The 25,953-nt window shown below is 70.9% G+C and carries 26 protein-coding genes and 2 pseudogenes; 13 read left to right on the top strand and 15 right to left on the bottom strand.

What is annotated here, in order from left to right; all coding sequences use genetic code 11:
* Positions 1–56 precede the first annotated feature (56 nt).
* Positions 57–1,052: a sulfotransferase gene (locus E1300_RS23000; RefSeq protein WP_131759116.1), complete on the bottom strand. Its 996-nt coding sequence runs from the start codon at positions 1,050–1,052 to the stop codon at positions 57–59.
* 133 nt (positions 1,053–1,185) lie between these two features.
* Between E1300_RS23000 and E1300_RS22995 the strand changes: the two genes are divergently transcribed.
* Positions 1,186–2,247 (top strand): cytochrome P450, encoded by a 1,062-nt coding sequence (locus E1300_RS22995; RefSeq protein ID WP_131759115.1) that lies wholly within the window; start codon positions 1,186–1,188, stop codon positions 2,245–2,247.
* Here the strand turns inward: E1300_RS22995 and E1300_RS22990 are convergent.
* Positions 2,237–2,872, bottom strand: a complete 636-nt coding sequence (locus E1300_RS22990; RefSeq protein WP_131759114.1) for a C39 family peptidase — start codon at positions 2,870–2,872, stop codon at positions 2,237–2,239. The genes E1300_RS22995 and E1300_RS22990 overlap by 11 nt on opposite strands.
* Positions 2,873–3,197: 325 nt before the next feature.
* Here E1300_RS22990 and E1300_RS22985 point away from each other — a divergent pair, with 325 nt between their 5' ends.
* Positions 3,198–4,034, top strand: coding sequence for a methyltransferase domain-containing protein (locus tag E1300_RS22985; RefSeq protein ID WP_242619332.1), 837 nt, complete (start codon positions 3,198–3,200; stop codon positions 4,032–4,034).
* Positions 4,035–4,067: 33 nt separating this feature from the next.
* Here the strand turns inward: E1300_RS22985 and E1300_RS22980 are convergent, their stop codons facing one another.
* The 5 genes and pseudogenes from E1300_RS22980 to E1300_RS22965 all read right to left on the bottom strand — a co-directional run bounded on the left by E1300_RS22980 (position 4,068) and on the right by E1300_RS22965 (position 7,318).
* Positions 4,068–4,256, bottom strand: a complete 189-nt coding sequence (locus tag E1300_RS22980; RefSeq protein ID WP_131759112.1) for a DUF397 domain-containing protein — start codon at positions 4,254–4,256, stop codon at positions 4,068–4,070.
* Positions 4,247–4,441: pseudogene (locus E1300_RS50230) on the bottom strand (Scr1 family TA system antitoxin-like transcriptional regulator); the annotation flags it as partial. The pseudogene E1300_RS50230 and the gene E1300_RS22980, both read right to left, overlap by 10 nt.
* A 33-nt stretch (positions 4,442–4,474) precedes the next feature.
* A pseudogene (locus E1300_RS22975) lies at positions 4,475–5,247 on the bottom strand (transposase family protein).
* 238 nt (positions 5,248–5,485) lie between these two features.
* Positions 5,486–6,043 (bottom strand): GNAT family N-acetyltransferase, encoded by a 558-nt coding sequence (locus E1300_RS22970; RefSeq protein WP_131759111.1) that lies wholly within the window; start codon positions 6,041–6,043, stop codon positions 5,486–5,488.
* Positions 6,044–7,318: an XRE family transcriptional regulator gene (locus tag E1300_RS22965; protein ID WP_131759110.1), complete on the bottom strand. Its 1,275-nt coding sequence runs from the start codon at positions 7,316–7,318 to the stop codon at positions 6,044–6,046. It lies immediately after the preceding gene.
* Positions 7,319–7,563: 245 nt separating this feature from the next.
* Between E1300_RS22965 and E1300_RS22960 the strand changes: the two genes are divergently transcribed.
* The 5 genes from E1300_RS22960 to E1300_RS22940 all read left to right on the top strand — a co-directional run bounded on the left by E1300_RS22960 (position 7,564) and on the right by E1300_RS22940 (position 10,620).
* On the top strand, positions 7,564–7,800 hold the full coding sequence (locus E1300_RS22960; RefSeq protein WP_131759109.1) for a hypothetical protein: 237 nt from the start codon (positions 7,564–7,566) through the stop codon (positions 7,798–7,800).
* Positions 7,794–8,579 carry an SAM-dependent methyltransferase gene (locus tag E1300_RS22955; protein ID WP_131759108.1) on the top strand — a complete coding sequence of 262 codons (786 nt, stop codon included), beginning with the start codon at positions 7,794–7,796 and terminating at the stop codon, positions 8,577–8,579. The genes E1300_RS22960 and E1300_RS22955 overlap by 7 nt, the downstream gene beginning before the upstream one ends.
* A gap of 446 nt (positions 8,580–9,025) precedes the next feature.
* On the top strand, positions 9,026–9,217 hold the full coding sequence (locus E1300_RS22950) for a hypothetical protein (RefSeq protein WP_131759107.1): 192 nt from the start codon (positions 9,026–9,028) through the stop codon (positions 9,215–9,217).
* A 65-nt stretch (positions 9,218–9,282) separates the two neighbouring features.
* Positions 9,283–9,789 (top strand): UCP032817 domain-containing protein, encoded by a 507-nt coding sequence (locus E1300_RS22945; RefSeq protein WP_131759106.1) that lies wholly within the window; start codon positions 9,283–9,285, stop codon positions 9,787–9,789.
* Between the two features lie 21 nt (positions 9,790–9,810).
* Positions 9,811–10,620: an aminoglycoside phosphotransferase family protein gene (locus E1300_RS22940; protein WP_131759105.1), complete on the top strand. Its 810-nt coding sequence runs from the start codon at positions 9,811–9,813 to the stop codon at positions 10,618–10,620.
* Between the two features lie 264 nt (positions 10,621–10,884).
* Here the strand turns inward: E1300_RS22940 and E1300_RS22935 are convergent, their stop codons facing one another.
* The gene (locus E1300_RS22935) at positions 10,885–11,634 is read right to left on the bottom strand and encodes a TVP38/TMEM64 family protein (protein WP_131759104.1); all 750 of its coding nucleotides are present in this window, start codon (positions 11,632–11,634) and stop codon (positions 10,885–10,887) included.
* 143 nt (positions 11,635–11,777) lie between these two features.
* On the opposite strand from E1300_RS22935, the gene E1300_RS22930 reads away from it, so the two are divergent.
* Positions 11,778–12,521 carry an N-acetyltransferase gene (locus E1300_RS22930; protein WP_131759103.1) on the top strand — a complete coding sequence of 248 codons (744 nt, stop codon included), beginning with the start codon at positions 11,778–11,780 and terminating at the stop codon, positions 12,519–12,521.
* Between the two features lie 3 nt (positions 12,522–12,524).
* Here E1300_RS22930 and E1300_RS22925 read toward each other — a convergent pair whose 3' ends face one another.
* The 4 genes from E1300_RS22925 to E1300_RS22910 all read right to left on the bottom strand — a co-directional run bounded on the left by E1300_RS22925 (position 12,525) and on the right by E1300_RS22910 (position 16,398).
* Positions 12,525–13,877: an alkaline phosphatase PhoX gene (locus E1300_RS22925; protein ID WP_131759102.1), complete on the bottom strand. Its 1,353-nt coding sequence runs from the start codon at positions 13,875–13,877 to the stop codon at positions 12,525–12,527.
* Between the two features lie 105 nt (positions 13,878–13,982).
* Positions 13,983–14,333 carry a DoxX family protein gene (locus E1300_RS22920; protein ID WP_131759101.1) on the bottom strand — a complete coding sequence of 117 codons (351 nt, stop codon included), beginning with the start codon at positions 14,331–14,333 and terminating at the stop codon, positions 13,983–13,985.
* A 7-nt stretch (positions 14,334–14,340) separates the two neighbouring features.
* Entirely contained in the window at positions 14,341–15,198 is an 858-nt protein-coding gene (locus tag E1300_RS22915; RefSeq protein WP_131759100.1) for a sigma-70 family RNA polymerase sigma factor, read from the bottom strand.
* Positions 15,199–15,261: 63 nt separating this feature from the next.
* Entirely contained in the window at positions 15,262–16,398 is a 1,137-nt protein-coding gene (locus E1300_RS22910; protein ID WP_131759099.1) for a hypothetical protein, read from the bottom strand.
* 140 nt (positions 16,399–16,538) lie between these two features.
* Here E1300_RS22910 and E1300_RS22905 point away from each other — a divergent pair, with 140 nt between their 5' ends.
* Both E1300_RS22905 and E1300_RS22900 read left to right on the top strand, forming a co-directional pair.
* Complete coding sequence (locus E1300_RS22905) at positions 16,539–17,618, top strand: NAD(P)H-dependent amine dehydrogenase family protein (protein WP_131759098.1); 1,080 nt, start codon at positions 16,539–16,541, stop codon at positions 17,616–17,618.
* Positions 17,615–18,094 (top strand): carboxymuconolactone decarboxylase family protein, encoded by a 480-nt coding sequence (locus E1300_RS22900; RefSeq protein WP_131759097.1) that lies wholly within the window; start codon positions 17,615–17,617, stop codon positions 18,092–18,094. Before E1300_RS22905 ends, E1300_RS22900 begins: the two co-directional genes overlap by 4 nt.
* 180 nt (positions 18,095–18,274) lie before the next feature.
* Here the strand turns inward: E1300_RS22900 and E1300_RS22890 are convergent, their stop codons facing one another.
* Positions 18,275–18,718, bottom strand: coding sequence for a hypothetical protein (locus tag E1300_RS22890; RefSeq protein WP_131759096.1), 444 nt, complete (start codon positions 18,716–18,718; stop codon positions 18,275–18,277).
* Between the two features lie 175 nt (positions 18,719–18,893).
* On the opposite strand from E1300_RS22890, the gene E1300_RS22885 reads away from it, so the two are divergent.
* Positions 18,894–20,309 carry a M20/M25/M40 family metallo-hydrolase gene (locus tag E1300_RS22885; RefSeq protein ID WP_207399908.1) on the top strand — a complete coding sequence of 472 codons (1,416 nt, stop codon included), beginning with the start codon at positions 18,894–18,896 and terminating at the stop codon, positions 20,307–20,309.
* Positions 20,310–20,342: 33 nt separating this feature from the next.
* On the opposite strand, the gene E1300_RS22880 is transcribed toward E1300_RS22885, so the two are convergent.
* The gene (locus tag E1300_RS22880; RefSeq protein ID WP_131759095.1) at positions 20,343–21,833 is read right to left on the bottom strand and encodes a glycosyl hydrolase 53 family protein; all 1,491 of its coding nucleotides are present in this window, start codon (positions 21,831–21,833) and stop codon (positions 20,343–20,345) included.
* A 986-nt stretch (positions 21,834–22,819) separates the two neighbouring features.
* On the opposite strand from E1300_RS22880, the gene E1300_RS22875 reads away from it, so the two are divergent.
* Positions 22,820–24,247: a hypothetical protein gene (locus tag E1300_RS22875; protein WP_131759094.1), complete on the top strand. Its 1,428-nt coding sequence runs from the start codon at positions 22,820–22,822 to the stop codon at positions 24,245–24,247.
* A gap of 80 nt (positions 24,248–24,327) precedes the next feature.
* On the opposite strand, the gene E1300_RS22870 is transcribed toward E1300_RS22875, so the two are convergent.
* Complete coding sequence (locus E1300_RS22870) at positions 24,328–24,762, bottom strand: luciferase domain-containing protein (protein WP_131759093.1); 435 nt, start codon at positions 24,760–24,762, stop codon at positions 24,328–24,330.
* A 247-nt stretch (positions 24,763–25,009) separates the two neighbouring features.
* Between E1300_RS22870 and E1300_RS22865 the strand changes: the two genes are divergently transcribed.
* A partial coding sequence (locus E1300_RS22865; protein ID WP_131759092.1) for a coiled-coil domain-containing protein occupies positions 25,010–25,953 on the top strand: 944 nt, incomplete at its 3' end.

The raw sequence follows: 25,953 nt of genomic DNA, 5'->3' as shown, positions 1-25,953 counted from the left end.
GCCCGGACCGGGCACCGCCCGTCCGTATGCCGACCGGCGCCGTCATACGCGAGTCCTCACGTCGCCACCCGGACGCCGACGCGGTGATCCGTACCGGGTGAGGCCCCGTGCGCGGCCAGGAAGCGGTGCAGTGCCCTGCCTCCCGCGGCGCATGAGCGGCGCAGTGCCGCCCGGTCGCCTTCGGAGAGCCCACCGGCCCGCAGCGGAGGCGGCTCGACCTGCTCGTCGCACTCGGACAGCCATTCGGCGAAGGCGTCGACGCCGATGAACGCGGCCAGCCGCCGCAACTGCGCACGGGCGTCCTCGACGAGTTCCTCATAGGTCAGTACCAGCAACTGCTCGGCGGGAATTCCGGTTAACGCGGATGTTCCCGCACAGATCATTCCACTCCACAGACGGCCGAACTCCTCAATGGCCACCTGCTCACCGGCCGCATCGATGTGACGGCGCCCACCGCGCAGGCGCCGCTGATCCTGAGCGGCAAGCCGGAACAGCGGACGGCGGCTCATGGAGATGCTCGTCTCCATGCCGTCGCGCAGCAACAGAACGTACTTGGCTTCGGGAAAGAGACCCCGAAGCGCGGCCGTCTTTCCCAGCGACGCACCGGACCTTTCGACAACGACGCCACCGCCCAGCCGGCGGCACAACCATGCGCACATACCGCGGTAGTGCTCGCGCATGGGCGCGTACGGCCGTCCGCAGACGGCGCGGGACAGCTCGTCGAACAGGCTGTCGGGGTCGTCGCTGAGGGCCGGAAGGGTCGTGACGCAGATGGCGGGTACGGCGCCTGGCGGAAAGCGTCCCCCCGTCGAACCGTAGAGGGCCTCGGACGGCAGCGGAAGGCCCAGCCGATGCAGCCGCGTCACCGGATGGTCGATACCGGTCAACCTGTCCCAGAATCCTCGACCGTTCAGAGAATCCGGCAGGAGAGCCTCGCGAGGAAGGGCGGCAAAGAACTCACTCAAACCAAGCACATCCGGATGAGACGCCAGGAACTTCGTGACCAGAGTGGACCCGCATCGCCCGGTGCTCAGCACAATGACATCAGGCACGGCCTAAGGATATCTTGCCGCCGTGGGAGTAGAGCGATTGCACCTCTCCGAGGGCCGCCCTTATTGGCTCGTCACCGGATATGAGGAAGCCCGTCACGCTTTGGCAAGTCGTCAACTGAGCACGACATCGGCGATGCGCAGGGACATATATCCGGGGGAATTGCTGGGCGAGCCTTTGCCCGAGTCGATCCTGAGCGTGGACGGTCCCGATCACGTCCGGTTGCGGCGGCTGGTCGCGCCCGCGTTCACGCCGCGCCGGATCGAGCGGCTACGACCCTACGTCCGTGCCCGCGCCAGGCGGCTGCTCTCGGCCATGCGGGTGTCGGAACGGCCCGCGGACCTCATGACCGACCTGGCCCGTCCCCTGTCGATGTCGGTCATGTGCCAGCTGATGGGCGTGCCCTACCGGCACCGGGAGCGCTTCGAGCGCTGGGTGATCGACGCGATGGCCGCCCACGCGCCGTCCCAGACGGTACGGCGCGGCCGCGTCCGCGTGACCCGCTACATCGGCGACCTGGTCCAGGCCAAGCGGGCCGAGCCGGCCGACGACGTGCTGAGCGACCTGATCCTCGCCACGGAGCAGGACCGGTTGACGCCCCAGGAGCTGCGCACCTTCGGCACCGTCCTCCTGGCGGCCGGATACGAGTCGACCGCGGCCCTGCTGGGCTCGTCCGTCCTCCTCCTGCTCCGGGACGACCAGCAGCTCCGGCTCCTTCGCCGGCGACCGGCACTGCTCACCGGTGCCGTGGACGAGGCACTACGGCGGCAGGCGCCCTTCCCCCGCTGCGTACCGCGCGTCGCCGTCGAGGACATGCGCCTGGGCACGGCCACGATCCACGCGTCCGATCTAGTGATCATCGATGTCCAGCGGGCCAACAACGACCCGCGGCACTTTCCCGACCCCGGATGCTTCCAGGCGACACGGCGAGCCGGGCGGCATCTGAGCTTCGGCCACGGCGCCAAACACTGCCTGGGCGCCCCGCTGGCCCGGATGGAGGTGGCCGAAGCGCTCACCGCCCTGCTCGACGCCTTCCCGACGCTGCGGCAGGCGGTACCGGACGGCGCGCTCACCTGGCGTCCGCAGAGCATCCTCACCACCCTCGAAGGCCTGCCGGTCACCTGGGACACCGCGAACCGCGGCCCGCGCGTTCGCGCCGCGCGGGCCGCCCAAGCCCCTGAGGGCGTCAGCCGGTGATGATCTGCGTGCCGCGGTTCTTCATCGCCGCGTACGACTTGGCGGCCGACGCGCTGTGCCGGGTGTTGTCGATCGGGTCCCACCAGTAGATGGTGCTGCCCGAGTAGCCGTAGGCGACGATCGCGTGGCCCGCGCCGCGCGTGCCGGTCTTCTTCCACGGCTTCCACTGCGACCAGACGGACACGTAGACGGCGTGGCCGCGGTTGACGGACGCCTTCACCTCGGCGCTCAGCCGCGTCCCCGAGCCGACGGTGTTGAAGTCGTAGGTGTGCTTGCCGGCCAGCTTGTTGAGCGTTTGCAGCACCTCGCGGATGTTGGTGCCGCTGGTCTTCGTCTTCATCTGCTTGGCCAGCTGAGCCTGGGTCGGCAGTCCCGAACCGCTGCGGTGCCGCGAGGCCATGGCCCGGACGGCGGCAGGGGCGCACCAGTAGCTCTTCTGCTGCTTCTGGGTCTTGATCGTCAGCTTCTTGGTCGCCTGCGCCCCGACCTGCCCGGCCGCCGCCGCGGGCTGGGCCGCGGCGGTGTGCCGGACGGGCGCGGCCTGCGCGGAGGCGGTGCCGAGAGGAACGGCCAGCGCGGCGGCGAGGAACGTCGCGGCGACGGCGGTACGGCGGGAAGTCGTCATGCGGGCAAGCTATTGCCCCCCTCACCACCCCAAACAGGGCTCCCAGCACCAACCCCCCACTAGCCCCTAGGCTCTACCCCCCCACCACACAGAAAGCCCACAACCCCATACTCAGCGACACGACGGCCCATCCCCGAACACGAAGAGAAGCCGCACCTACGCCCGTAAGCTGAGTGAACGGGGGTCAGAAGAGGAAAAATTGCGTGGGCAAGCACAGCAAAGAAGCTCAATGCTCCGGCTGCAACGGCAACGGCGGCTCGTGGAAGACCAACGACGGTAAGCGGTTCTGGGCGCCCTGTGCCCTATGCAACGGTTCGGGGAAGCAGTGAACGTTCACGAAGCCCTGGCAGCGGTACCGCGCGTCCTTTTCATCCCGGATGAGATCTTCGTACTCGATGAGAGCGGTTGGCTGGTGCCGCTGCGGCGCGGCGATGACCCGGAACGCTGGCAAGAACACGTGGCCGCTGACGACGCGATCGTGACACGCACCGCGTTCGATCCGTCCGTCCCTCCCGAGTTGCGCGACGCGACGACGGGACGAGGAGTGGAGGCCACCAGTTCCAGCAGCGCGCCATTCATCATGGCCCGCGTACTGGACGCGTTGAAGCTGGCTTCGGGGATGCGCGTACTGGAAATCGGTACCGGCACGGGCTACAACGCGGCGGTCCTCGCACATCTGGCCGGGGCCGACAACGTCATAAGCGTCGAACTCGACCCCGTGGCGGCCGACCGCGCCCGCCAAGCGTTGCAGCGGGCCGGTTTTCCCGTTCGGGTAGCGACCGGGGACGGCGAAGACGGTTACCCGCCAGGGGCGCCCTATGACCGGATAGTCGTCACCGCGTCCGCTCACACGGTCCCGCCGGCCTGGGTCGAGCAGACTCGTCCGGGCGGGATGATCCTCGTGCCGTGGGCGCCGACCGTCCACCCGGACTGGCCGCTGTGCCGCCTTACCGTGCGCTCGGACGGCATCGCCGAGGGACGCTTCCTGGGTCCCTCACCGTTCATGCCGCTGCACGGTCAACGGGTAGACGTCCGAACGACGGACGAGGCCGAGCGACGCTGGAAAGCCGCAGGCGAGCCAGACTGCACCCGGTACGGCGTCACAGTGACCCCTGAAGGCCAAGAGCTATGGCTGGACTCACCGGACAACATCATCGACTGAGCAACCATGCCGTCCACGCACCCCGGCAACCACTCAAGCGTCCAAAGAAACCGCCCTGATCGCCGCACGCAGATCAGCGGACGTCACCAGAAGGACAGGCCCGTGCGGGTCCTTGCTGTCCCGCACCGCCACCGCGCCGGGACGCCGTGCCAGCTCGACACAGTCGCCGCCGTTCTCGCCGCTCCGACTCGCCTTGCGCCACCTCGCGTCGCTCAGGTCCACTTCTCCAGCGCCTTCCTCATCACGTCCAGTGACATGTCTTCCGGAAGCGCCCTCGCTCGGAGCTCCCTGAGCACGCCCGAGAGCATTGCGAGGTCCGACGGGGCGTCCAGTGTGATGCCGCGTATGGTCGTCTCCAGGTATGCCACCTCACTGCGGTCTTCCATGGGAGCCACCACGAAGGCACCGCCCGTTCCCGCAGGGCATCCATTGACCCTTTTTCATCCTCGGGTGACCTCGTGGTTTTGTAGGACGGTGATGGCTTTGACGAGGTGGCCGGCTTTGCTGGGGCTGTAGCGGAGCTTGCGGAGCAGCTTCCATTCAGACTGGGCATTGGCGCGTTCGCCGGGTCCGCGGTGCTTGGCGTGCGCGCGGTTGGCGTGCTTGTGGGATTCGGGCTTGTCGCGGCCCTTCTACGGCAGGAGGACGACCGCAGCCTCGGCGCCCTGGTAGCCCTTGTCGGCCAGGGTGAGGATCCCGGCGGCGTCCAGCTCACGCAGGATCCCCCAGATGCGGGCGGCGGTCAGGTCGTGGGTGCTGCCGGGCAGCGCCCACGAGGTCCACAGGACCGTCCCGTCAGGACCGGCGATGACCTGTACGTTCATGCCGTGGCAGCGATGCTTGGCCGAGTAGTACGGCCGGTCGGCACGCACCCGATCGCACCCGGCCGCAGGCGATGAGCGTCCCGCAGCAGATGCAGCCCGTCCTCGCCCGCTTTGCGCAACGCCGCTGTCAGCTTCGGTGACCGCGCCGCCAGCAGCGCCACCGCCTCCTCGACGTACCGCCAGGCGGTGCTGGTCGACACCCCGAAACCAGCGCCGAGCTCGGTGAACGCCTCGCCCTTGCGCAGGTGGACCAGCACCAGCAGGGCCTGCCGCCCGGCGTTCAGCCGCCGCCAGGGCACCCTGATCGCCTTGCGGCGCCGCCGGATCACCCCGGCCAGGTAGTTCAGCGTTGCACGCGACAAATCGACGGCGGCACGGTACACAAGCAGGCAGGGCCCCTGGTTCGGACGTGCTGGTTGTGGTGATCAACCCGTCTACCAGGGTTCCTTCGTGTCAGCGGCCGAGAGCCCGCACCGCGATCATGTTGTGATCAGCACCTGCCCAGGACGGATGAAAAAGGGTCAACTGATCATCGTCGGCGCCCTACGAGCGCTGCGGGCCGAGCGATGCCAGCGGCAGCGGCGAGTGGGACGCGCCCGCCCGGTACGCCCGAACAAGAACGCTGGGTCAGCGCCGTAGCGGTAGGTCGACGATCATGGCGTCGAAGTGGGGGCTGTCGGGGAACGGCTGCGCCTTCCCGATCTTCTTCCAGCCCCAGCGCGCATAGGCGGTCTGGGCGGAGGTGTTGTCTTCGCGGACGAGCAGTGTCGCGCGCTCCTCATGCCGACCGCCGAGGAGGGCGTCATGGAGGGCGTGGGCGACGCCTTGGCCCTGCCACTCAGGCGTGACCATCAGCTCGTTGAGGGCGAACGTACGGTGTCCCGTCTCGTCGGTGAAGCCTTCGGCGGTGGCGGTGGTCAGTGCCGTCCACCATCGCGCGTTCACCGGCAGCGCATATCCGAAAGCCTGTCCGACCGGGGCGCCGTCGATGTGGGCGACGACGAGCTCGAACGCAGGCGCCTTGGCGTAGCCGCGAACCCGCTCGGCGAACCGCTCCGCGTTGTAGAAGGACCTGTCGATGACGTCGCCATGGCTGGCCACGTACACCGGCACGATCACGTCGGTGAGGATGTCGAGAGTCTCGGCGGGGTCGTGGCGGATGAAGGTCAGGTTCGGCGGGGTCATCTATCTCCCATTCGACGCGAGCAATTCGCGCGCCTCCCGGATCGTCCGCCGTTGCGTCTGTTCCGTGGGGGCCAGCCGCAGCGACGTCATCGCGCTCTGCTGCAACAGCCCATCGGCGCGTTGCTCAGCGGGAAGGCGCTCCAGCACTCGCACCATATGCCGTGCGCCCTCGTCGACGTCGCCAGCGCGCATCAGAACGCCGGCCCGATGCATCTCGACCTGGGTACGTGCCTGCCAGTTCCTTGTCGGATAGGCCGCCAGTGCTTTGTCTTGAGCATTCAGGGCATCGTCGAGACTCCCGGCGTGGGTGTGCACCGTGCTGGCCACGTACCAGAACCGTTGGTCTGACCAGCCCCATTGGGTCGTCCGGTCGGCGCGGACGAACTCGGGCAGTCTGTCGTAGACGTTGCGCACATCATCGAGGGCTTCGCTGGCCTCCCGGTGGCGCCCCAGCTCGGCGAGGGCCTGGGCTCGGGCAGCGTGCCCGCTGACGACACCTGTGCAGGGCGTGCCCTGCCCGACTTCGATGGCCTCGTCGGCCATGTTCAGGACTGACAGCGGGGAGGCCGCGCCGTAGAGAGCGAACACCGCGCTGCGACCGCGCACCAGGGCCGCGGTGCTGTGGTCGCCGGTCTCGTCCGCGGCCCGGCCGGCGGTCCGCCACCACCGCCGTGCGCCGCGTGGCTCGCCCAAGTTCGTCAGCGTGATGGCCGTCAGCGCCGCCAACTGTGCCGCGACGTGGACCAGGCGCAGCCGGGCCGTGCCGGCCGCCTCGCCGATCAGCCGCGTCAGCTCGCCGAAGTCAGTGGCGAGCTCGCGCTGCAGCAGCTCGGCCGGCGCCCAGCCGACCTCCCCTGCGTACTCCCACGCCACGCGCTCCCACGTGTCCGCATCTCGCCTGCCGACTGCCACGGCGGCCGCGGACTCGAACGCCGTGCGTAGCGGCTCGATGTCGCGGGCCAGGGAAGCAGCGGTCGCGGCGGTGGCCAAGGTCAGAAAAGTGCGCCGTTCCACGTCATCATTGTCGGTGCCGCGCCCGCCGAAGAGCACGGTTTCCGGCATGTTGAATGCGACCGCATATGCCGCTGCCCAGTCGGTCGGGCGGTGCGTGCCCGCCTCATGCCAGGCGACCTGCCTGGCCAGACTGCGGACGTTGCCCTGCGGGATACCGGCGGCCTTGAAGAGCTGGCGGGCCATCTCCGCTTTGCTCCACTTACGCGCTTCGCGCTCAGATCGGATCTTTTGTGCCCAGTCTGGGCGATCTTCATCGGCCATGCGCTGCGCCATTCACTCGACCGCCATTGGTGATACGAGGCGATATCCACATTCCTATCCAGCAGTATGCACTTCCGGGGGCGGCCCGTGCAGAGCTTCACTTGCTGCGACCGAATCGCTACCCGATCAGCGAGGCTCTGGTGCTCCCTCCTCATCACCCTCTTCGCGGCTCGTCGGCTCCCCAGCGGCCGTGCGTCCTTACCCCACCGAACAGCGTCCCTGCCGGTTGGCAGGTTGATTCCTACTTGCAGGCCCTGCAGATGGAGATGGCCAGCCGCGGCTGGCGTGCGGTGTTCGAGCACCGACCGAGCGGGCGCCAGGTCCTCCACGTCGCCAATCCGCTCCTCCCCGGCCGGTCGGAGGATGTCACGGTCACGGGTCACTTCTACCGCTCGTCCGGCGGCGAGGTGATCGCCCTGGTGAGCCACACGCCGAGCGCGGCCGACCGGCTGCAGGAGCGGCTGCGTGGTGCGTCATGCTGAGCGGCTCCGTCGACAGGCCGCATCCAGCGCGAGTTGAGAACTATCTGTTGGGCGGCAAGGACAACTGCGCCGCTGACCGCGATCTGGCCGATGCGCTGCTGAAGGTCCTGCCCTGTGCAGCGCTCATGGCCCAGGCGAACCGCGACTTCGTGAGCCGCGCCATCACTTACCTGGCCGGAGCTGGAATCTCCCAGTTCCTGGAGGTGGGGGTGAGCCTGCCCGTCGGGGGCCGCGTGCACGAGGTCGCGCAGGCCGTCCTTCCGGACGCGCGTGTGGTGTGCGTCGATGGTGACCCCACGGTCGTTGCGCGGGCTCGCGCCCTTACCGTGCACACCAGCGCGGTCCGCGTTCTGCGATGGGATATGCGTGACGTCGGCGGCATCTTCGACCTCGTCGCGGGTGAGCTGCTCATGGATCTCGATGAGCCGCTCGCCGTGCTCTTGGCGGGCAGCTTGGAGCATTCGGGTCATGCCCGCGAGATCGTGCTCGACCTGGTGACCGAGCTGCCGTATGGCAGCTACCTGGTGGTCAGCCATGCCGAAGCCGGCAGCTCTGCGGTGGAGGCGGCGGCCGCCCTGTGCCAGGACCGGTTGGGAAGCGGCTGCCCCCGAACGGGCCATGAGATCGCGGCCATGCTGCGCCGACTGGCGCTGGTGGCGCCCGGACTGGTGCGCGCGGAGGCCTGGCGGGCCGGAACCATACGGCACGACGATCACCTGAAACTACCGCTGCTCGCCGCCGTCGGGAAGGTCATGGGGGAGCGAGGCGAGTCCCGATGAGAGCCCCAGGCCGAGGCGGCGCTGCCGAAGTCGCATCGTCCCTTCAGCAGCCACGAAGGGGTCAGTGCATCCCCCATCACCTTCCGGACTGGTTGCCGGGTCGCGACCAGTGCGCTGCCGTGACCACGACCCACATCAGCGGGGGACGAGGCCGGGCTCGCCACGACGCGGTCTCGTCCTCACCAAACAATCGCGGCCGGCAGCGTGGCTGCTCTCCGCCACCTCGCCGTACTCACGTCCAGTGGAACCCCCGTGCTGCGACGTCGTACGGCCCGAACGGCGCGGCGGGCCTGTCCGGGGCACCGTTCCCCCGGCGGTCCTGGAGACGGCCCGCCGCGCCGCTCCCTGGAGGCCCGATGCCATCCCCACCATGTCCGCCCATCCCGGTGCGATGGCCGCTCCACGTCCCATGGCGGCCGGCGATACGTCACCTGCCGGTGCGCCGGGTGGACGCCCGCACCTGCACCAACCACCGGTTCCACTACGTGCTCGGGTGGGTCGGCCTGGACTACCGGATTCGCCGCATCGAGCGTCCGGGCTCCTCTGGGGATCAGATCGTCACCGAGACGCCCACACCGACACCGCGCGAGCAGATCGAGCAGTGGTGGCAAATGCTGCTGGACGGTCGCGCCATGTAACGCACACGGCCCCGAGTTCAGGCGTGCGCTCAGGGCCGTGCCAACACAGCGCGCCGGAGGTTCCTATGACCATCACAGCCGAGCGGACGGCCGCGGCCGTCAAGGACCCACGTGAGCTGGTGGGCGTCGAGGTCTTCGACGTCTTGGCCGCCTACGTCTCCAAGCACGACCAGGTCACCCTGCCCTACGCCGAAGGAGTGGTCGGCCAGACGCTGGTCTGGCTGAAGGCGTGCGCCGACAACCCGCGGCTCCGGCTCGCCATGAGCGACTCGGTCGACCCGGGCTGGCACGCCTTCATACTGCACAGCCAGGACTACGCCGACTTCTGCGACCGCCTGTTCGGCCGCTACTTCCACCACGTCCCGCCAGCGCCCGGAATGTACATGAACGACGACTGCATCGCCCGGACCCTGCCCGCGCTCCGCGCCACCGGCTACCCGGTGGACGAGACGCACTGGGCGGGCCGCCTCTATCCGTGCTGCCCGCCCAACCCGTGCACCGCGGTCACCGAAGAGGAGCCGCACGCGGCCGATCCGACGGCACCCGAAGTGACCGCCGTCGCGCGGGCCTGATCACCTGGCAGGCTCTCCCACATGGACCGAGTCGAGTGGGAGAGCCTGCCTGCCCCCGTCCGCGACCTCGCCCAGGAACATCTCGGGACGATCGTGAAGGTCGAACCCATCCGCGAGGGCAGACGCTCAGCGCTCGCCGCGCTCGCGCACACCAAGACGGGCCGTGCCTTCCTCAAAGCCGCCCCGGTCGACGACACCCGAGCTGCCGCGCAGCTCACCAGGGAGGCCAGCCTCGCCCCCCACCTGACCGCACTCGCACCGGCGCTGCTCTGCGATATCAAGCAGGCAGGCTGGCGGCTACTGGGCTTCGAGCACGTCCAAGGGCATCGCGCCACCTACGCGCCCGGTTCCCCCGACCTGCCCGCCGTCCTGGAGACGATCGCGGTCCTCGACCAGCTAGCCGTCCCCGACGAGGTCGAGCTGATGTGGTTCGAGAGCAGGTGGAGCACCTACGCGCCCGCGCCGCGCGAGCTGGTCCACCTGGCCGGCGGCACGCTACTGCACACCGATCTCAACCCCGGCAACGTCCTGATCGGCCCGCATCGCGCAACGCTGGTCGACTGGGGGATGGCCAGCCGCGGCGCCGCCTTCGTCAACCCCGCCGACCTCGTCGTCAACCTGATCGCCTGCGGGCACACGCCGCGCGACGCAGAAACGACGGTCGCCGACTTGCATGCTTGGCGAGACAGCGATCCCGAAGTCATCGACTTCTACGCTCGCACTGTCGCTTCCACCTGGCTGCAAGCCCTGTGGTCCTACACCCACCCCTGGGCGCGTGCCGTCGTCGCTGCGGCCCAACGATGGGCTCTCTATCGGCAAGAGCTCCGCTGAATACGGCGCGCTGACTGACCCTTTTCCATCCTCGGGTGAGCGGACGGGGGACGGGGCCGTCTGGATGGAGGTGCAGGATTCGAGCTGTGAGCTCCCGCGTCTTCAGCGGGCCGATCTCGCCGGGGAGTCGGGGCGGGGGTTGTTCGTTGTCGAGCAGTTCACGCGGTGTTGGGGGGCTCGGCCGATCGCCGGGGGCGGCGGCAAGGTCGTTTTCGCGGTACTCAAGTGAGGAGTGGGGACGCTCCCGCCGCGAGGACGTGGGGGTTAGGCGTCTGAGGTTTCGGGGGACGTGGTGGCTCGGGTGGCGCGGACGCGGATCAGGCGCGATGCCCACCAACTGAAGGCGCTGAGGAGGACCAGGCCCGCCGGGGCGATCCACACGAGCGGTGAGCCGGGCTCGCGCAGCGCCTTCCCCAGGCCCGTGTAGACGAGCGTGCCGGGGACGATCCCGAGGAACGTTCCCGCCATGTACGGGGCGAACCGGACGCCCGCCACGCCCGCGCCGTAGTTGACCACGCCGAACGGGAAGATCGACACCATGCGCAGCACCAGGACGGACTCGAAGCCGCGCCGCGAGAGGTAGGCGTCCAGGCGGGCGAGGCGTCCGGAACCGGCGTACCGGGCGACGGCGGGGCGTCCGAGGAGTCTGGCGAGGCCGAACGACAGGGCGGCGCCCGCGGTGGCGCCGACCAGCACGGCTCCCGTCCCGACGGCGACGCCGAACAGCGCTCCCGCGGACGCGTTGAGGATCGAGCCGGGGACGAGCGCGGACACCGCCAGGGCGTAGCACAGCGCGAAGACGAGCGGTCCCCAGAAGCCGAGCGAGTCGACCCAGTCGCTGATGTCGTCCCAGAAGGCGCCGCCGCCCAGCGCGACGGCCACGCCCAGGACGGCCAGCACCGAGAGCAGGGCCAGCAGTCTGGCGACGGCCCCGCGCCGCGAGGACGGTGCCGCGTCCTCCGCCGCGCCGCCGCGCCGCGAGGACGGCGCCTCGCCGTCCGGCCGCCGACTCATGCCCGCTCCCGCCTGCCCGTCCGGTACCCGTTCTCCCCCAACTCTTCCAGTCCCTTCACGCCGCCCCGACAGGTGGGTCGCGATCTCCGGGGTCCATCGTGCTCCTTCCCGGGGAAGATCGCGCGCTGGCACACTGGGACCGCATGACCAAGATCGAGATCACGACCTGTGCGGAGCGCCCCGGGCTCGTCCCCCACCTGTACGGCATCGACGAGAACTGGCCCGTGTTCATGCGGCACGACCCGGTTGGGAACGCCCTGCTAGGACGCGTCCCCGAAGCGTTTCCGGAGCACTGCGTGGTCGCGACGGATGGCGGTCGTGTCGTGGCCCGAGGCCAGAGTGTCCCTTACGACGCCACCCTGTCCGAGCGCCGGGAACCGCCCGCACGAGGGTGGGACGGGGTGCTCGTCTGGGCGTTCGCGGATCGGCGGGCGGGCCGTCCGGGCACGGCGGCGAGCGCGCTCGACATCACGATCGACGTCGCCTACCTCGGGCAGGGCCTGTCCCGCCGGATGCTCGCCGCCCTGCGGGACGCGGCGGCCCGGCAGGGGCACGACGCGCTGTGGGCCCCGGTGCGTCCAACGGAGAAGCACCTTTGTCCCCACGTGCCCATGGACGAGTACATTCAGCGCCGCCGTGGCGACGGGCTCCCGGCCGACCCCTGGCTTCGCGTCCACGCCAGGGTGGGCGGGGTCATCGGGAAGGTGGCGCCCGCGTCGATGACGATCAGCGGTTCGCTGGACGAGTGGCGCCGCTGGACGGGTCTGCCGTTCGACCGTGGCGGCGCGGTCGAGGTGCCGGGGGCGCTGGTGCCCGTCCACTGCGACACCGCCCATGGTCACGCCGTCTACGTGGAGCCGAACGTGTGGGTCCGGCACGGTTTGTGAGGGTCACCAGGGGCCGGTTATGGCGAAGGTCGTGCCGGGTTCGTAGACGTTGACGAACATGGTGCGGCCGTCCGGGGAGAAGGTGACGCCGGCGAACTCGCCCCAGGCGGGGGCCTGGTCGGTGCCGATGTTCTGGCGGTTGCGGGCCATCGGGTAGACGGTGCCGCGGCGGGTGACGCCGAAGACGTGCTGGGCGCCGTCGCCGTCCTCGCAGAGCATGAGGCCGCCCTGGGGGGCCAGGCAGATGTTGTCCGGGGAGTCGCCCGGGGCCTGGACGTCGGTGTCCGGGCCGAACACGACGTGCAGGGTGAGGCGGCGGCGGGACGGCTCGTAGGACCACACCTGGCCGAAGTGGTCGGCGGCGGAGCCGTCGCGGCTGCGGGCGAAGCTGGAGACGAAGTAGACGCGGTCGCCGCCCCAGTAGCAGCCCTCCAGCTTCTGGGCGTGCGTGATGCCGCCCTTGCCGAAGTCCTGGAGCCGGACCGGCGTCTGCGCGGCCAGCGGGTCGGGGACCTTCACCCATTCGACGTGTTCGAACACCGTCCCGGGCTCCTGAATCGCGGACAGGTCGGGGACGCCCGGGACGCGCAGCGCCTCCAGCCGTCCGCCCGCCTGGAGGGTGCCGAACCCGCCGCGGGGCCGTTTCGGGAGGAATCGGTAGAACAGGCCGAACGGCTTGTCGAAGGCGTCCTCGGTCTCGTAGACGGTGCCCGTGCGGGGGTCGACCGCGATGGCCTCGTGCTGGAAGCGGCCCATGGCGGTGAGCGGCTCGGGGTCGGTGCGGCGGCCGCGCGGGTCGACCTCGAAGATGAAGCCGTGGTCGCGGGTGTAGCCGTTCGTCCCGGCCCGGTCCTCGGTCTCCTCGCAGGTCAGCCAGGCGCCCCAGGGGGTCGGGCCGCCGGCGCAGTTGACCGCGGTGCCCGCGATGGCGACGCGCTCGGACAGCACCCGCCCGCCGGACGTCACCTCCAGCGCGGTGCAGCCGCCGAGACCCTGCGGGTCGTAGGTGACGCGCTCGATCGCGGGGACGCGGTACTTCGCGGTGACGCGGTTCTCGTGGTTGCGCACCAGGCGCACCCGTCCCCCGTCCGAGCGGAACGCGGCCATGCCGTCGAAGTGGCTGGGCACGGGCCCCTCGCCCGACCGCAACGGCTCGCCTTCGCGCGACAGGATCGTGTAACGGAAGCCCCGGGGCAGGTCGAGGACGCCGGCCGGGTCGGGCACCAGCGGCCCGTAGCCGGAGCGGCCGCCCGCCTGCGCGGCCTCGGCGGTCCCGGCGAACAGCCGGTCGACCGCCCCGGACAGGACGATCGCCGCCCCCGAGCCGGCCAGCATCTGTCGCCGCGTCACCGCCATGGTCCGCCTCCCGGGACGATCGTTGATCAGATCTTGTGTAACACAGCTCACAATCAATGTGAACCAGGGAGAACGTGCAGATGAACGGACATTGAACGACAAGTGTCAGCGGGTGAACAGCAGGGCCAGGGACGCGGCGGCCAGCGCGAGATAGGTCCCCGGGAACGCGATGTTGTAGAAGACGCGGGCCCTTACGTGGACGGCCAGAGCTCCCAGGAAGAACGCGACGAGGCCGACCGCCGCGGCGATGCCGAGGGGGACGAATCCCAGCAGGCCCGCGAGGAGGCCCACCGCGCCCGCGGCCTTGAGGACGCCCAGGACCGGGACCGCCGAGGGCGGTACGCCCACCTCGGCGGAGTTGGCCAGGACGAATCGCGCCTTCGCGAAGTCGGCGGCGGCCATGCCGGCGTTGGCCAGGATCGTGGCGACGATGACGGTGACGTAGATCGTGTGCATGGTGCGGTCAGTCCTCGATGTCCAGGAGGGTGAGGCGGCGGGGGTCGGCGACGACGTCGTAGTGGACGATCCGGCCGCCGGCGATGTGGAAGACCAGGGCGGCGCGCAGTTCCCCGTCCGCCCGGACGGTGATGCCGGGCCGTCCGTCGATGGCGGCCAGGCGCGCCCGCTCGGCACTGGAACGGAGGGCGCGGGTCTCGCCGATCACGGCCTGCGCTCCCCGCAGCCGCTGCGGAGCGCCGTCCGGGAGGGCCTGCGGGTCGGCCGTCCTGGTGACGGACGGGTCGAGCACCCGGATCAGGCCGTCGATGTCGCCCTGCTGAGCGGCCCTGAGGAACGCCTCGACCACGTGACGCGCCTCACCCGATTCCCGTGCTGCGCCGTCGGCCTGCCTTAGGCGTCCCCGGGCGCGGCTGGCCAGCTTCTTAGCGGACCCGGGTGTCGTGTCCAGGATGTGGGCGACTTCCTCGAACGGCGTACCGAAGACGTCATGGAGGACGAGGGCGACCCGTTGGGGCGGCGTCAGCTCGTCCAGCACAACCTTCAGCGCTTCGGTCAGTTCCCCCGCGAGGAGCACGACCTCCTCCGGCTCGTTGCCACTTTCCGGTAGGGGCAGCTCGTCCGGCCGCTGGGGCAACTCGTGTGTGCGACGCAGGACGTCCAGACAGAGGCGGGTCACCACGGTGGTCAACCACGCCTGCACGTTCTGGATGCTGTCCACGTCGGCGCGGGCGAACCGCGTCCACGCCTCCTGGACGACGTCCTGCGCGTCGGCGTCCGATCCGAGGATGCGGAACGCCACGGCCAGCAGGCGCGGACGCTCGCGCTGGAAGACCTCGTCCGCGGACGTCCGGTGCGTGCCCATCGTCACCTCCCTTGGTCGTCTACCCACCAGACGCGACGACCGGGCGGAAGGTGACCCGCGGCGCTAGGTCGTCCAGCGCTGGACGAAGAAGACGACGAGCGACGCCAGGATCCCGGTCACGTACTGGAGCAGGGTCGCCGTCTTGATCGGCAGCCGGCGCAGGGCGCGGAAGTGGGCGTAGGCCTGGATGGCGCCGCCCAGGTCGTCCGCGAGCAGGAGGTCGCCGGGAGGACGGTGCGTCTGGGCCATCAGCGGGTCCACGATCGTGTCGATGTGGCTCCGGACGACGTGCGCGAGCGTGACGTAGGGCTGGATGCCGACGTACATGGCCGTGACGACCGCGAGGACGGGGAAGCCGACGAAGAACGCCCGCATGAGCGGGCCGGGGTGGTCGCTGGTGACGGCGAGCGTCGAGCCCTCGGCGACGAGGACGCCCAGCGCCGTGCAGACCGCGACCCGCCCGTACACGCGGCAGAGCTGGACGATCGCGGGCGTGTGCGCGGGGTCCAGCCACGCCATCTGGAGGTCCCGGCACCGCAGCAGCCGCAGCGGCACCTCGGCGAGCGTGTAGAGCCAGTAGAGGACGCCGCCGCCGAGGAAGCCCGTCCACGCGGCGCAGAGGTAGATCCACACGCTGACCGAGACGGAGTCCGTCCGCTGGTGCGACATCGCGTAGACCAGCAGGACCGACAGGCCCGTCCCGGCGGCGCCCGCCACGGCCTGCGGGACGAGCGCGCGGCGGGCGCGCAGCCAGCCGATGAACCCGCCGCGCTCGCCGGACCCGGCCAGCAGGTCCGAGACGCTCCCGGCCAGCAGCGCCGTCCAGCCCCACGCGGTCCAGCCGAGGGCCAGCATCAGGACGGCGGTGCCGGTCGTGGCGAGGGCGACCAGGCCGCCCGTCGTGCCGCGCAGCGGATTGTCCTCCAGCATCCCGCCGACGGCGACGGCGAGCAGGTACGGCCAGGCGCCCATGAGCAGGACCGACAGCGCCGCCGCCGGTGCCGTGACCCGGCCGGACGGCACGCGGGCGAGCGCCCGCGCCAGCAGGACCACGAGGACGCGGCTCCGTCCCTCCTCGGCGAACCGGTGCAATTCGGTCCCTGTTGCCGCGTCCGGCTTGCCCCGCCGGTCGACCGCGCCGAGCCGGCGGAGGATGTCGCCGGGCCCCTCCTCCGGTCGCCCCGCCGCCTCAAGGCTCATCGCCGTCCGCCCCGTCCGCCACCGAGTGTGGCACCACGGTGACGGCGGCGTTCCCTCCCGCACAAGCCCCCGCCGAGGCCGATTCCGGACCGTTCCCGGAGGCCTGTACTTCTGAACAAGCGCTTGCTAGCGTCCGGGCCATGATTGCCACGGCCGTGTGGGGCACCGGCAACGTCGGGCGGGCGGCCGTCCGCGCCGTCCTCGCCCATCCGGCGCTGGAGCTCGCGGCCGTGATCGTCCACGATCCCGCCAAGGACGGGCGCGACGCCGGCACGCTCGGCGGCCTCGGACGCGAGGTCGGCGTCGCGGCGACCCGGGACGTGGACGCCGTGCTCGCCGCGCGCCCGAGGGCCGTGGTGTACGCGGCGTCCGGCGACGTCCGTCCGGACGAGGCGCTCGCCGACGTCGTCAGAGCGGTCCGGGCCGGGGCCGTCGTCGTGACGCCCGCGCTGTACGCGCTCTACGACCAGCGCAACGCGCCGCCGGAGGTGCGGGGGCCCGTGCTCGCCGCGATCAAGGAAGGCGGCGGCTCGCTGTTCGTCTCCGGCGTCGATCCCGGCTGGGGCAACGACGTGCTGCCGCTGCTGGTCAGCGGCCTCGGCGGCACGGTCGACGCGATCCGCTGCCAGGAGGTCTTCGACTACTCCACCTACGACCAGGAGGACGCCGTCCGGTACCTGGTCGGCATGGGGCAGCCGATGGACTACGAGCCGCCGATGCTCGCGCCGACCGTGCCCGCGATGGTGTGGGGCGGCCAGGTGCGGCTGATGGCGCGGGCCCTCGGCGCCGAACTGGACGACATCCGCGAGACCCTGGAGCGGCGCCCCCTCGACGCGACCGTCCGCACCGAGACGATGGGCGCGTTCGAGGCCGGGACGCAGGGCGCCGTGCGGTTCGAGGTCCAGGGGATCGTCGGCGGCGAACCGCTGATCGTCATCGAGCACGTCACCCGCGTCCACCCGTCCTGCGCGCCGGACTGGCCCGTCCCGCCGGACGGCGCCGGCGCGCACCGCGTCATCGTCGAGGGCCGCCCGCGCATCGAGGTCACGGTCGAGGCGACCGACGAGGGCGGCAACCGGTCCGCGGGCGGGAACGCCACCGCGGCGGGACGGCTGGTCGGCGCCATCGACTGGCTCGCGGACGCCGAGCCCGGCCTCTACGACGCGCTCGACGTCCCGCTGCGCCCCGCGACCGGCAGGCTCGGAAGGAGACGCCCGTGAACATCGACATCCCCGAGGGCAAGGACCCGATCGAGTACGTGTGGGGCGAGATGGTCCCCGGCATCGGCACGGCCGCCTCGCACTTCTCGCTGTCCGTCTACGCCCACACGACCCTCGGGCTCCGCGAGTTCGAGGCGGCGCGGCTGCGGATCGCGCAGATCAACGGCTGCGTCTTCTGCCTCGACTGGCGCACCGAGCGGGACGGCCGGAAGGTCGAGGACGGCTTCGCGGGCGCGGTGGCCGAATGGCGCACCACCGAGGCGTTCGACGACCGCACCCGGCTCGCCGCCGAGTACGCCGAACGGTACGCGCTCGACCACCACGGCCTCGACGACGAGTTCTGGACGCGGATGACCGCGCACTACACCCAGGCCGAGATCGTGGAGCTGAGCATGAGCATCGGCTCCTGGCTGGCGTTCGGCCGCCTCAACCACGTCCTCGGCCTCGACACGATGTGCGTGCCGCCACGGCGCTGAGCGCTTTGGGGCGGTAGCCCCGAGGGTCTGGGGGGCGGCCCCCAGGAGCCGCTTTGACCCCCGGCGCCCGGCGCCCCCCACTGAGCGGGCGCGCGGGGCTAGGGCGGCCCAGCGGGCCGGGGCGGCTCAGCGGGCCGGGGTGGCTCAGCGGGCCGGGGCGGCTCAGCGGGTCGGGGCGGCTCAGCGGGTCGGGGCGGTGCTGCGGCGGCGCTCCCGGTCGCCCACGGTGAAGAACCCCGCGAGCGCGGCGAGCGCGGCCACGACCTCGCCCGCCAGGCTGATCGTCTTGTCGCTGTACCAGGACGGGTCGTACATGCGCGGGATCGGGCCGATCCGGCCGAAGTCCCACCAGTAGTACGCGAGGACGGCCCCGGCGGCGCTGGCGGCCACCACGAACGCGATCGCGTACGTCCACTTGCTCGCCCACGCGAGCACGAGGACCGCGGCGACGACGGCCGCGATCGCCTGCGCGCGGAACAGGTCGTCCCCCGCGATGGTGCCGCTCGGGGCGTTCTTGCCGGGGGCCATGTCGGGGGCGAAACGCCAGTGGATCCACGCGTCGACCGCGAGTCCGGCGGCGACGAGCAAACGAAGAAGGATTCCCATACCCCGTGGCACGGCCATGCCCGCCTCCGCGGATCAAAAGGAGCCGGACGAAATCCTGCGGCTCCGGGAACCGGAGTGTACGGCGGAAGCGCCGATCACGCACCGCCGCCCGCAATCATCGCCACCCGCGCGGCCCGATCCCTGGCATCCTTCGACCCTGGACAGCGCCGAAATACCCGAATAGACCGTTTTCGTGGGCATCAACGAGTACCGGCGCAGGACCTTCCTGACCCTTTCGACGGCCGCCGTCACCACCGGCGTCGCGGCGCGGGGCCGTCCGGCGGCGGCGCGGGAGGCGGGCGCGATGGCCGGACCCGGCCGCCCCGTCACCGCCCAGCCACCCGACGCCGAACTGCGGGCGCTGCTGCGCGACATCGACCGGCGCCGCGTCGAGGAGACCGTCCGGAGGCTCGTGGGCTTCGGCACCCGGCACACCCTCTCCAGCCAGGACGACCCGAACCGCGGCATCGGCGCCGCCCGCGACTGGATCCTCGCGGAGATGCGCCGCTACGCCGCCGCGTCCGGCGGACGGATGACGGTCGAGGCGCAGTCCTACGTCCAGGAGCCCGCGTCCCGCATCCCCGTCCCGACGCGCATCACGAACATCGTCGCGACGCTGCGCGGCTCCGCCACGCCCGACCGGATCTACGTCGTGTCCGGCCACTACGACTCGCGGGTCACCGACGTCATGAACGCCACCGCGGACGCGCCCGGCGCCGACGACGACGCCTCCGGGGTGGCCGTCGCCATGGAGCTCGCCCGCGTCATGGCCACCCGCCGCCCGAAGGCCACCATCGTCTTCGCCGCCGTCGCGGGCGAGGAGCAGGGCCTGTACGGCGCCCGGTACATGGCCGGCCGTTACAAGGCCGCGGGCGCCGACGTCCAGGCGATGTTCACCAACGACATCGTCGGCAGCGCCACCGCGGACGACGGAACGCGCGACCCCCGCACCGTCCGGCTGTTCGCCGAGGGCGTCCCGACCGCCGAGACCCCCGAGGAGGCGAACGTCCGCCGCGCGGTCGGCGGCGAGAACGACTCCCCCGCACGCCAGCTCGCCCGCTTCACCCGCTCCGTCGCGCACAACGGCGCCACCGGCATGGACGTCCGGATCATCTACCGGCGCGACCGCTACCTGCGCGGCGGCGACCACATCGGCTTCCTCGAACAGGGCTACCCCGCCGCCCGCTTCACCGAGCCGAACGAGAACTTCGACCACCAGCACCAGGACGTCCGCGTGGAGGGCGGCAAGCGGTACGGCGACCTCCCCGAGTTCTGCGACTTCCCCTACATCGCGCGCGTCGCCCGCGTGAACGCCGCCGCCCTGTGGTCGCTGGCGCAGGCGCCCGGAACGCCGAAGGACGTCCGGATCCGCACCGACCGGCTGACCAACGACACCGACCTCGTCTGGACGCGCGGCCCCGAACCCGACCTCGCCGGATACGAGGTCGTGTGGCGGGAGACGACCAGCCCCGACTGGACACACGCCATCCCCGTCGGCGACGTCACCTCGGCGACCATCGACCTGTCCAAGGACAACGTCTTCTTCGGCGTGCGCGCCCTCGACCACGACGGGCACCACAGCCCGGTCGCCTTCCCCCGCCCCGCCTGACCGCCGCGGCCGGAGGACCGGCCCGGGCGGCCGTCAGCCGCGGAGCGGATCGGTGAAGCCGACCGACCGCAGGGCGCGGCCCTGGAAGTCGAACAGCGTGAGGTTGTCGTTGGGCGTCCCCTCCCCGGGCGCCCAGCCGACACCGGGAATCCACTCCGGCTGCCAGTAGAAGACGCCCGCGCCACGACCGTGCGGGACGGCCGCGACGATCGACAGCAGATCGGACAGGAACGCCGTCTGCCCGTCCGGGCTCGCCGGATACCCCGGGACGAGCTGCGACTCCTGCCACAGGAAGTTGCCGAGCCCGTCGCCGTTGGCGAGCGTCCAGCCGTACTGCGTCTCGACGACCGCCACGTCCCGGCGATACCGGGCCGCGAGGTCGTCGAGGTTGGCGCGCAGGTCGGACAGCGTGCCGTGCCAGAACGGGTAGTACGACAGCCCGATCACGTCGAACGGCACGCGCTGCGCCACGACGTGGTCGAAGAACGACCGGCTCCACGCGTTGTCGCCGCCCTGGTCGAAATGGACGACGAGCCTCGGCGTGCGGCCCCGGGCGTCCCGGGCGCCCGCGGCGGCGGCACGCAGCAGCGTCCCGAGCGCGTCCCAGCCGGTCCCCTTGGACCAGTCGATGTACCCGGTCGGCCACAGCATCCCGTTGCGGATCTCGTTGCCCAGTTGCAGCATGTCCGCCGGGGTGCCCTGGGCGCTCAGCCGGTTCAGCACGTCGCGGGTGTAGGTGCGCACGGTGGCGGCGAGGGTGTCCAGGTCCTGGCCAGCCCACGCCTCTGGGGTCGGCTGCTTCTGCGGGTCAGCCCAGAAGTCGCTGTAGTGGGGGTCGAGGAGCAACCGCATCCCCGCGGCCTTGGCTCGCCGCGCCATGGCCAGCACGTTCGGCAGGTCGCTATACCCGGCGGGCGGATTGACCCACAGCCTTAGCCGGACGTAGTTGGCGCCGTGATCGGCGAGGATCCGCTCCGGCGGCGCGGCCCTACCGCGGTCGGTGTACCGCGCACCGGCCGCCGCCTCCTGCACGGCGAACGACAGGTCATGCCCGACGATCATCGGCTCTCCGCGTCCCAGCGTCCGCAGCTCACCGAGGCAGGGGACGCCGCCGTCCCCGTCCATCGACAGCCGCACCCACCTGGCTTTGCCCGGCGCGCGCAGCCACACCGGCGTCCCGGCCGCGACATCTGCCGTGCGCGCGACGCGGAACCGCCCGGACGCCGTTGCCGTAGCGATCCTGACCCGCGCTGAGACGCTGCCGAGCAGCGTGACCCCGAACCCGTCGAGCCGCCTGACCCGCTTGAGATCGACGGTCACGGCACCGGACGCCCCGGCCGGACACCACGCCGTCGCCGCGTCCCCGTCCACGGCGGCCGATGCCGTCCCGGTGTCCGCCGTGGCCGTCCCTGCCAGCGCCAGATTCACCACCGGCGCGCGAACCGTCCCGGCCTGAGCGGCAGCGGCGGGCATGAGAACACCGGACGCCGCGAGCACCACGCCGGCGACAGCGATACGGATCATGCCTCCACACTGATCGCTCCCCCGCCCCTGTCAACGCCCCGATTCCACCCGTTGGAACACGACGCCCCGTGGCCTCCTGCCCGATCGGCGGCTTGGATCAGGGCGGCCGTCTCGTGTCGGTGCCGCCGCCACACACGGACGTCTCCCCGCACGCCTCGACGTAGGTCCGGGTTATCTCCCAACCGGGGAACCACTGACCCGATGCCGCCTTGGCCAGGGTCATATGACCGTAGAAGGAATGAGCGGCCGACCTCGGCGCGCGTCCGACGAATACCGCCACCGGGCCGACCGAGAGATCAAGGAGGTTCCGGGTGCGGGATTCGATGGACCTTTCGCACACTTTCCTTCCTCTCATATCCCTTGGCCCAACGACCGAGGATCCGGCTTCCGCTCCCGCGTGGTCGCCGCCACGAGCGATCCTGACTTCCCCGTACGCCGCCAGAGCGGTGAACGCGCACACGGCAGAATCACGCCATGCCCACCACTTAGGACACCATCGCGTGAGCGATCGACCTTATCAGCACGAGTATCCGCGCCAATCTGTCCGCAATGACGAGAGTCAAGCAAGTGAGATGAGCGCGCATGACGCGGAAGAACTCCGGGCGGCCGAGAGAACCGAAAGACACCGTCGACCGACATTCGCGCAGGTGATCGCCCGGAGCGACCGAGGCGTCCTGACCGGATGCCGCCGCCGGGTTGGCGGACGACCTACCGCCGCACTTTCCTCGTCCGCGCCCGACCCAGCGGGCCTGACTCAGGCCCACGTCTCGAGCGCAGGCGATCTCTCCCTCATGAACGATGAAATTCGATCTTTCAAGTAAAGACCTCACCGTTCACTTCCATCTCACAATCCCCCCTTATTGTCACCAATGCCCACATTCGGCCATTACAGGGCTATAGCTCCTTAACGGGATTACCCTGGGCGGGAATCGAAACACGGGCCCGACGGACTACATGGCCCGACGTCGAGCGCACGGGAGTGAATCGTGCCAGATCTCATTGTTCCCCCACCCGACTGGCCGCGCCTCTTTCCCTGGCTGCGACCGGCAGTCGTCAAGATCCTCCTTTATGCGGACGGAGGGATCAGGTTCGACGGCGGCCCGTTTCTCGGACTGCAACAGGTCATCTCGACTCTGACGAGCAGCCACTATCCCTGGGTCCGGTTCGAGGTGACGACGGCGCATCGCCGCGCCGACCCGTCCACGCCCAACCAGAACCTCACGCTCGACCGGGCACTGGAGTTGGACGCGTTCGATGAGCTCTGGCTCTACAGCATCGAGTCCGCACCGCAACTGGCCGGAGCGGAACTCGACGCCGTCACCGCGTTCATGAACGGCCGCGCGGGCGGCGTCCTCATCACCGGCGACCACGCGAACCTCGGCATGGCCATGGGCAGCCTTCCGCGCGCGGGCAAGATGCGGCGGCTGCCCGCACCGGACGCCGCCCCGCCCGGCTGGAACACCACCCTGCGATCCGGCGCCGACACCGCCTTCCAGTTCGACGACCAGTCGGATTCGACGCCGCAGCCACTGCGGCTCCGCCGGCGGTGGGCCGGCCCGTTCCTGACGGCGCCGCATCCGCTGCTGTGCAGCCCCGCCGGACCGATCGACATCTTCCCTGACCACCAACACGAGGGCGAGGCCGTCGCTCCGGCGATGCCGCCGCAACCGACACCGGAATGGCCTGCCGGAGCCGTCCCGCAGGTCGTCGCCTGGGGGACGATCGTGGACCCCAGCTCCAACACGCCCGGTCGCGAGGTCGGTGTCCTCTCTGCGTACGAAGGGCACGCGGCGACCGTCGGACGGATCGTCGCCGACTCGACCTGGCATCACCACTTCGACATCAACCTCCGCGGCCTGCCCGGCGTACCGGACCGCACCGGCTTCACCGATCCGGTTACCCACGGCTGGCTGCCTCAGTTCCGCAAGATCGAGCACTTCTTCGTCAACAGCGCCATCTGGCTCGCGCCACCGGGAAGGCAGGCCGCCATGCGCGCCGCGCGCTGGTGGCAGGCCCTCTGGTCGGATCCGGTGATCGAACTCGCCGGCCAGTCGCTTCCCGTCCAGTCGCTCGGCCGTGCGGCCGTCGACGCCCTCGGTCGGTACGCCCCGCAGTGCCTGGTGTTCGATCTGGTCTGGCACCTGGTCCCGATCCGGCTGCAGAAGGCGTTCCAGATCCTCATCGACAAGGGCGATCCCCCACCGCTGTTCGAGATCGTCGCCGGCGTCGCGCTCGCGCGCCTGATCACGGAGTTCAAGGTGTCCGGCTCGGCCCCCCTTCCTGATGACCAGCCACGGGCCGAGCAGGTCGAGGAGATCCTGCGAAGCGTCCCGGGACTGGCCGTGGGGCACCTCGTCGAGATGCAGAAGCACGCTCTCGAAGATGCCGAGGAGCTCAGCCGTACCGTCGGCTGAACCGATCGCCGTCGAAGGCTGAGCAGTGAGGACAGAGGGCTTCCGCGTGATCGCGGAGGCCTTCCGTTCGTTCGGGGTCCCTAGAGGCGGGCGGATTGGGAAAACGGTCTGGGCGGGGCGGGGACGTGTGTGGGGCGTAGGTAGGGGCAGGGGGTGTTGGGGCGGCGGTGGGTTGGGGTGGGGGGGTCGTTGGTCTGGATGGCGAGGCTGACCAGGGATTGCAGGAGGAAGAGGTCGCCGTCGGTGTCCAGGTGGACTTGGACCCAGGGGGTGTCCGGGAGGATGTCCACGCGGCCGGACGAGGTGAGGGCGGGGCTGAGGCGGCCGATGACCCGTTCGGTGAGGAGCACCTCGGCGAGGTCGTCCTGGTGGAGATGGACGATCTGGATGCCGGCGAGGGTGAGAGCCCGGCCGGGGCCGCAGTCCGCACGGCGGACCGCCAGGGGCCAGTTGCGGAAGCGCTCGACGGCCAGGGCGGCGTAGGAAACGGAGCGGGGTCGGCATCCACGTCTCATGGGTGCCAGCGTGGCCGAACACCGGCGGGTACCGCCGATTCGCCGGGGTCCTGGTGGGTTCTGGGGGTTCCTGGTTCGTTCCTGGAAGGCCGGTCCGTTCCCGGAAGCGTCCCGGCCGGGGCCCTCGTCCGTACAGATGGCCACGTGGACGCGAACATCCGGATAACTCGCCCACCTCGCGCGCGCGGGCACTGCATCGTGGTTGGTCGCCTCGGGGCGGGGACGCGTGAGACGGACGGAGCGGGCGTTGGACTCCTATCTCGACCGGAAGGCCGCCTTCGCCCGCGATCTGGCCGTCCGGCTGGAGGGGAGCGGACCGGGCGTCCTGGCGGAGCGTACCGGTCTGCTGGAGTCGACGGTCCGGGATCTGCTGGACGGCACGGGCGAGCTGATGTCGTGGGAGGTCGTCAGCGCGTGCCTGGCGGCGGCGGGAATCGACGGCGGCGAGGTCGGGGACGTGCGGGGCCGCTGGGCGGCGGTGGAGCAGGCCCAGTGGGACGAGCGGGGGAACGGCCTGCGCGCCGCGTTCGAGCGGAACGGGCACGGCAAGCCGACGCGGATCGTGGAGGCGTACCGGCCGAAGGTGCCGTGGCGGCGGCTGGCGGCACGGCATCCGCTGGCATTCACGCCGTGGACGGAGCCGGTGTTCGGCGGCGGGCGGCGGCTGCCCGATCCGGCGGCGGCGCGCGACGTCCGGGAGTTCTACGCGCTGCTGCGGGAGCTGCGGGCGTGGGCGGGGTCGCCCCGGCAGTCGGAGATCGAGAAGCGCTCGTGGGGCATGCTGCCGGACGCCACGATCAGCGCGATGCTCCAGAAGGACCGGTGGCGGTCGGCGAGCGACCGGGAGGTCACCCGGGTCGGGCACTTCGCGGCGGCCTGCGGGCTGCCCGGCACCGAGGTCACGCGGTGGGTGGACGCGTACGAACGCGTCCGGCACGTGCCCCCGCCGGACGACCTGGCGCGTGCCCAAGCCGAGGCCGCCGACCTCCGGCAACGAGTCGCCGCCCTGGAGCGCGAAGCCGACGACCTCCGCGACCGCTTGGCCGCAACGAAGACCCAGCCGCCGGTCGAAGCGGACGCAGCGCGACCGGAGTCGGTGGACGGGGCGCGGGTGGACGCGGCGCGGCCGAAGTCGGCGGACACGGCGCCAGCGGGCACGGCGCGAGCGGGCGCGGCACCGAGATCGAAGAG

This window comes from Actinomadura fibrosa (genome assembly GCF_900659615.1).
GTDB classification, from domain to species: Bacteria; Actinomycetota; Actinomycetes; order Streptosporangiales; family Streptosporangiaceae; genus Spirillospora; species Spirillospora fibrosa.
Note: the sequence above shows the minus strand (reverse complement) of the source record. Positions and strands in the feature narration are given on the sequence as shown.

Bases quoted from the DNA above. Each gene is read 5' to 3' on its own strand.
- E1300_RS22995 (WP_131759115.1), top strand. From the start codon at position 1,186: ATGCGCAGGGACATATATCCGGGGGAATTGCTGGGCGAGCCTTTGCCC.
- E1300_RS22990 (WP_131759114.1), bottom strand. From the start codon at position 2,872: ATGACGACTTCCCGCCGTACCGCCGTCGCCGCGACGTTCCTCGCCGCC.
- E1300_RS22970 (WP_131759111.1), bottom strand. From the start codon at position 6,043: ATGACCCCGCCGAACCTGACCTTCATCCGCCACGACCCCGCCGAGACT.
- E1300_RS22965 (WP_131759110.1), bottom strand. From the start codon at position 7,318: ATGGCCGATGAAGATCGCCCAGACTGGGCACAAAAGATCCGATCTGAG.
- E1300_RS22955 (WP_131759108.1), top strand. From the start codon at position 7,794: ATGCTGAGCGGCTCCGTCGACAGGCCGCATCCAGCGCGAGTTGAGAAC.
- E1300_RS22945 (WP_131759106.1), top strand. From the start codon at position 9,283: ATGACCATCACAGCCGAGCGGACGGCCGCGGCCGTCAAGGACCCACGT.
- E1300_RS22940 (WP_131759105.1), top strand. From the start codon at position 9,811: ATGGACCGAGTCGAGTGGGAGAGCCTGCCTGCCCCCGTCCGCGACCTC.
- E1300_RS22935 (WP_131759104.1), bottom strand. From the start codon at position 11,634: ATGAGTCGGCGGCCGGACGGCGAGGCGCCGTCCTCGCGGCGCGGCGGC.
- E1300_RS22930 (WP_131759103.1), top strand. From the start codon at position 11,778: ATGACCAAGATCGAGATCACGACCTGTGCGGAGCGCCCCGGGCTCGTC.
- E1300_RS22925 (WP_131759102.1), bottom strand. From the start codon at position 13,877: ATGGCGGTGACGCGGCGACAGATGCTGGCCGGCTCGGGGGCGGCGATC.
- E1300_RS22920 (WP_131759101.1), bottom strand. From the start codon at position 14,333: ATGCACACGATCTACGTCACCGTCATCGTCGCCACGATCCTGGCCAAC.
- E1300_RS22915 (WP_131759100.1), bottom strand. From the start codon at position 15,198: ATGGGCACGCACCGGACGTCCGCGGACGAGGTCTTCCAGCGCGAGCGT.
- E1300_RS22910 (WP_131759099.1), bottom strand. From the start codon at position 16,398: ATGAGCCTTGAGGCGGCGGGGCGACCGGAGGAGGGGCCCGGCGACATC.
- E1300_RS22905 (WP_131759098.1), top strand. From the start codon at position 16,539: ATGATTGCCACGGCCGTGTGGGGCACCGGCAACGTCGGGCGGGCGGCC.
- E1300_RS22890 (WP_131759096.1), bottom strand. From the start codon at position 18,718: ATGGCCGTGCCACGGGGTATGGGAATCCTTCTTCGTTTGCTCGTCGCC.
- E1300_RS22880 (WP_131759095.1), bottom strand. From the start codon at position 21,833: ATGATCCGTATCGCTGTCGCCGGCGTGGTGCTCGCGGCGTCCGGTGTT.
- E1300_RS22870 (WP_131759093.1), bottom strand. From the start codon at position 24,762: ATGAGACGTGGATGCCGACCCCGCTCCGTTTCCTACGCCGCCCTGGCC.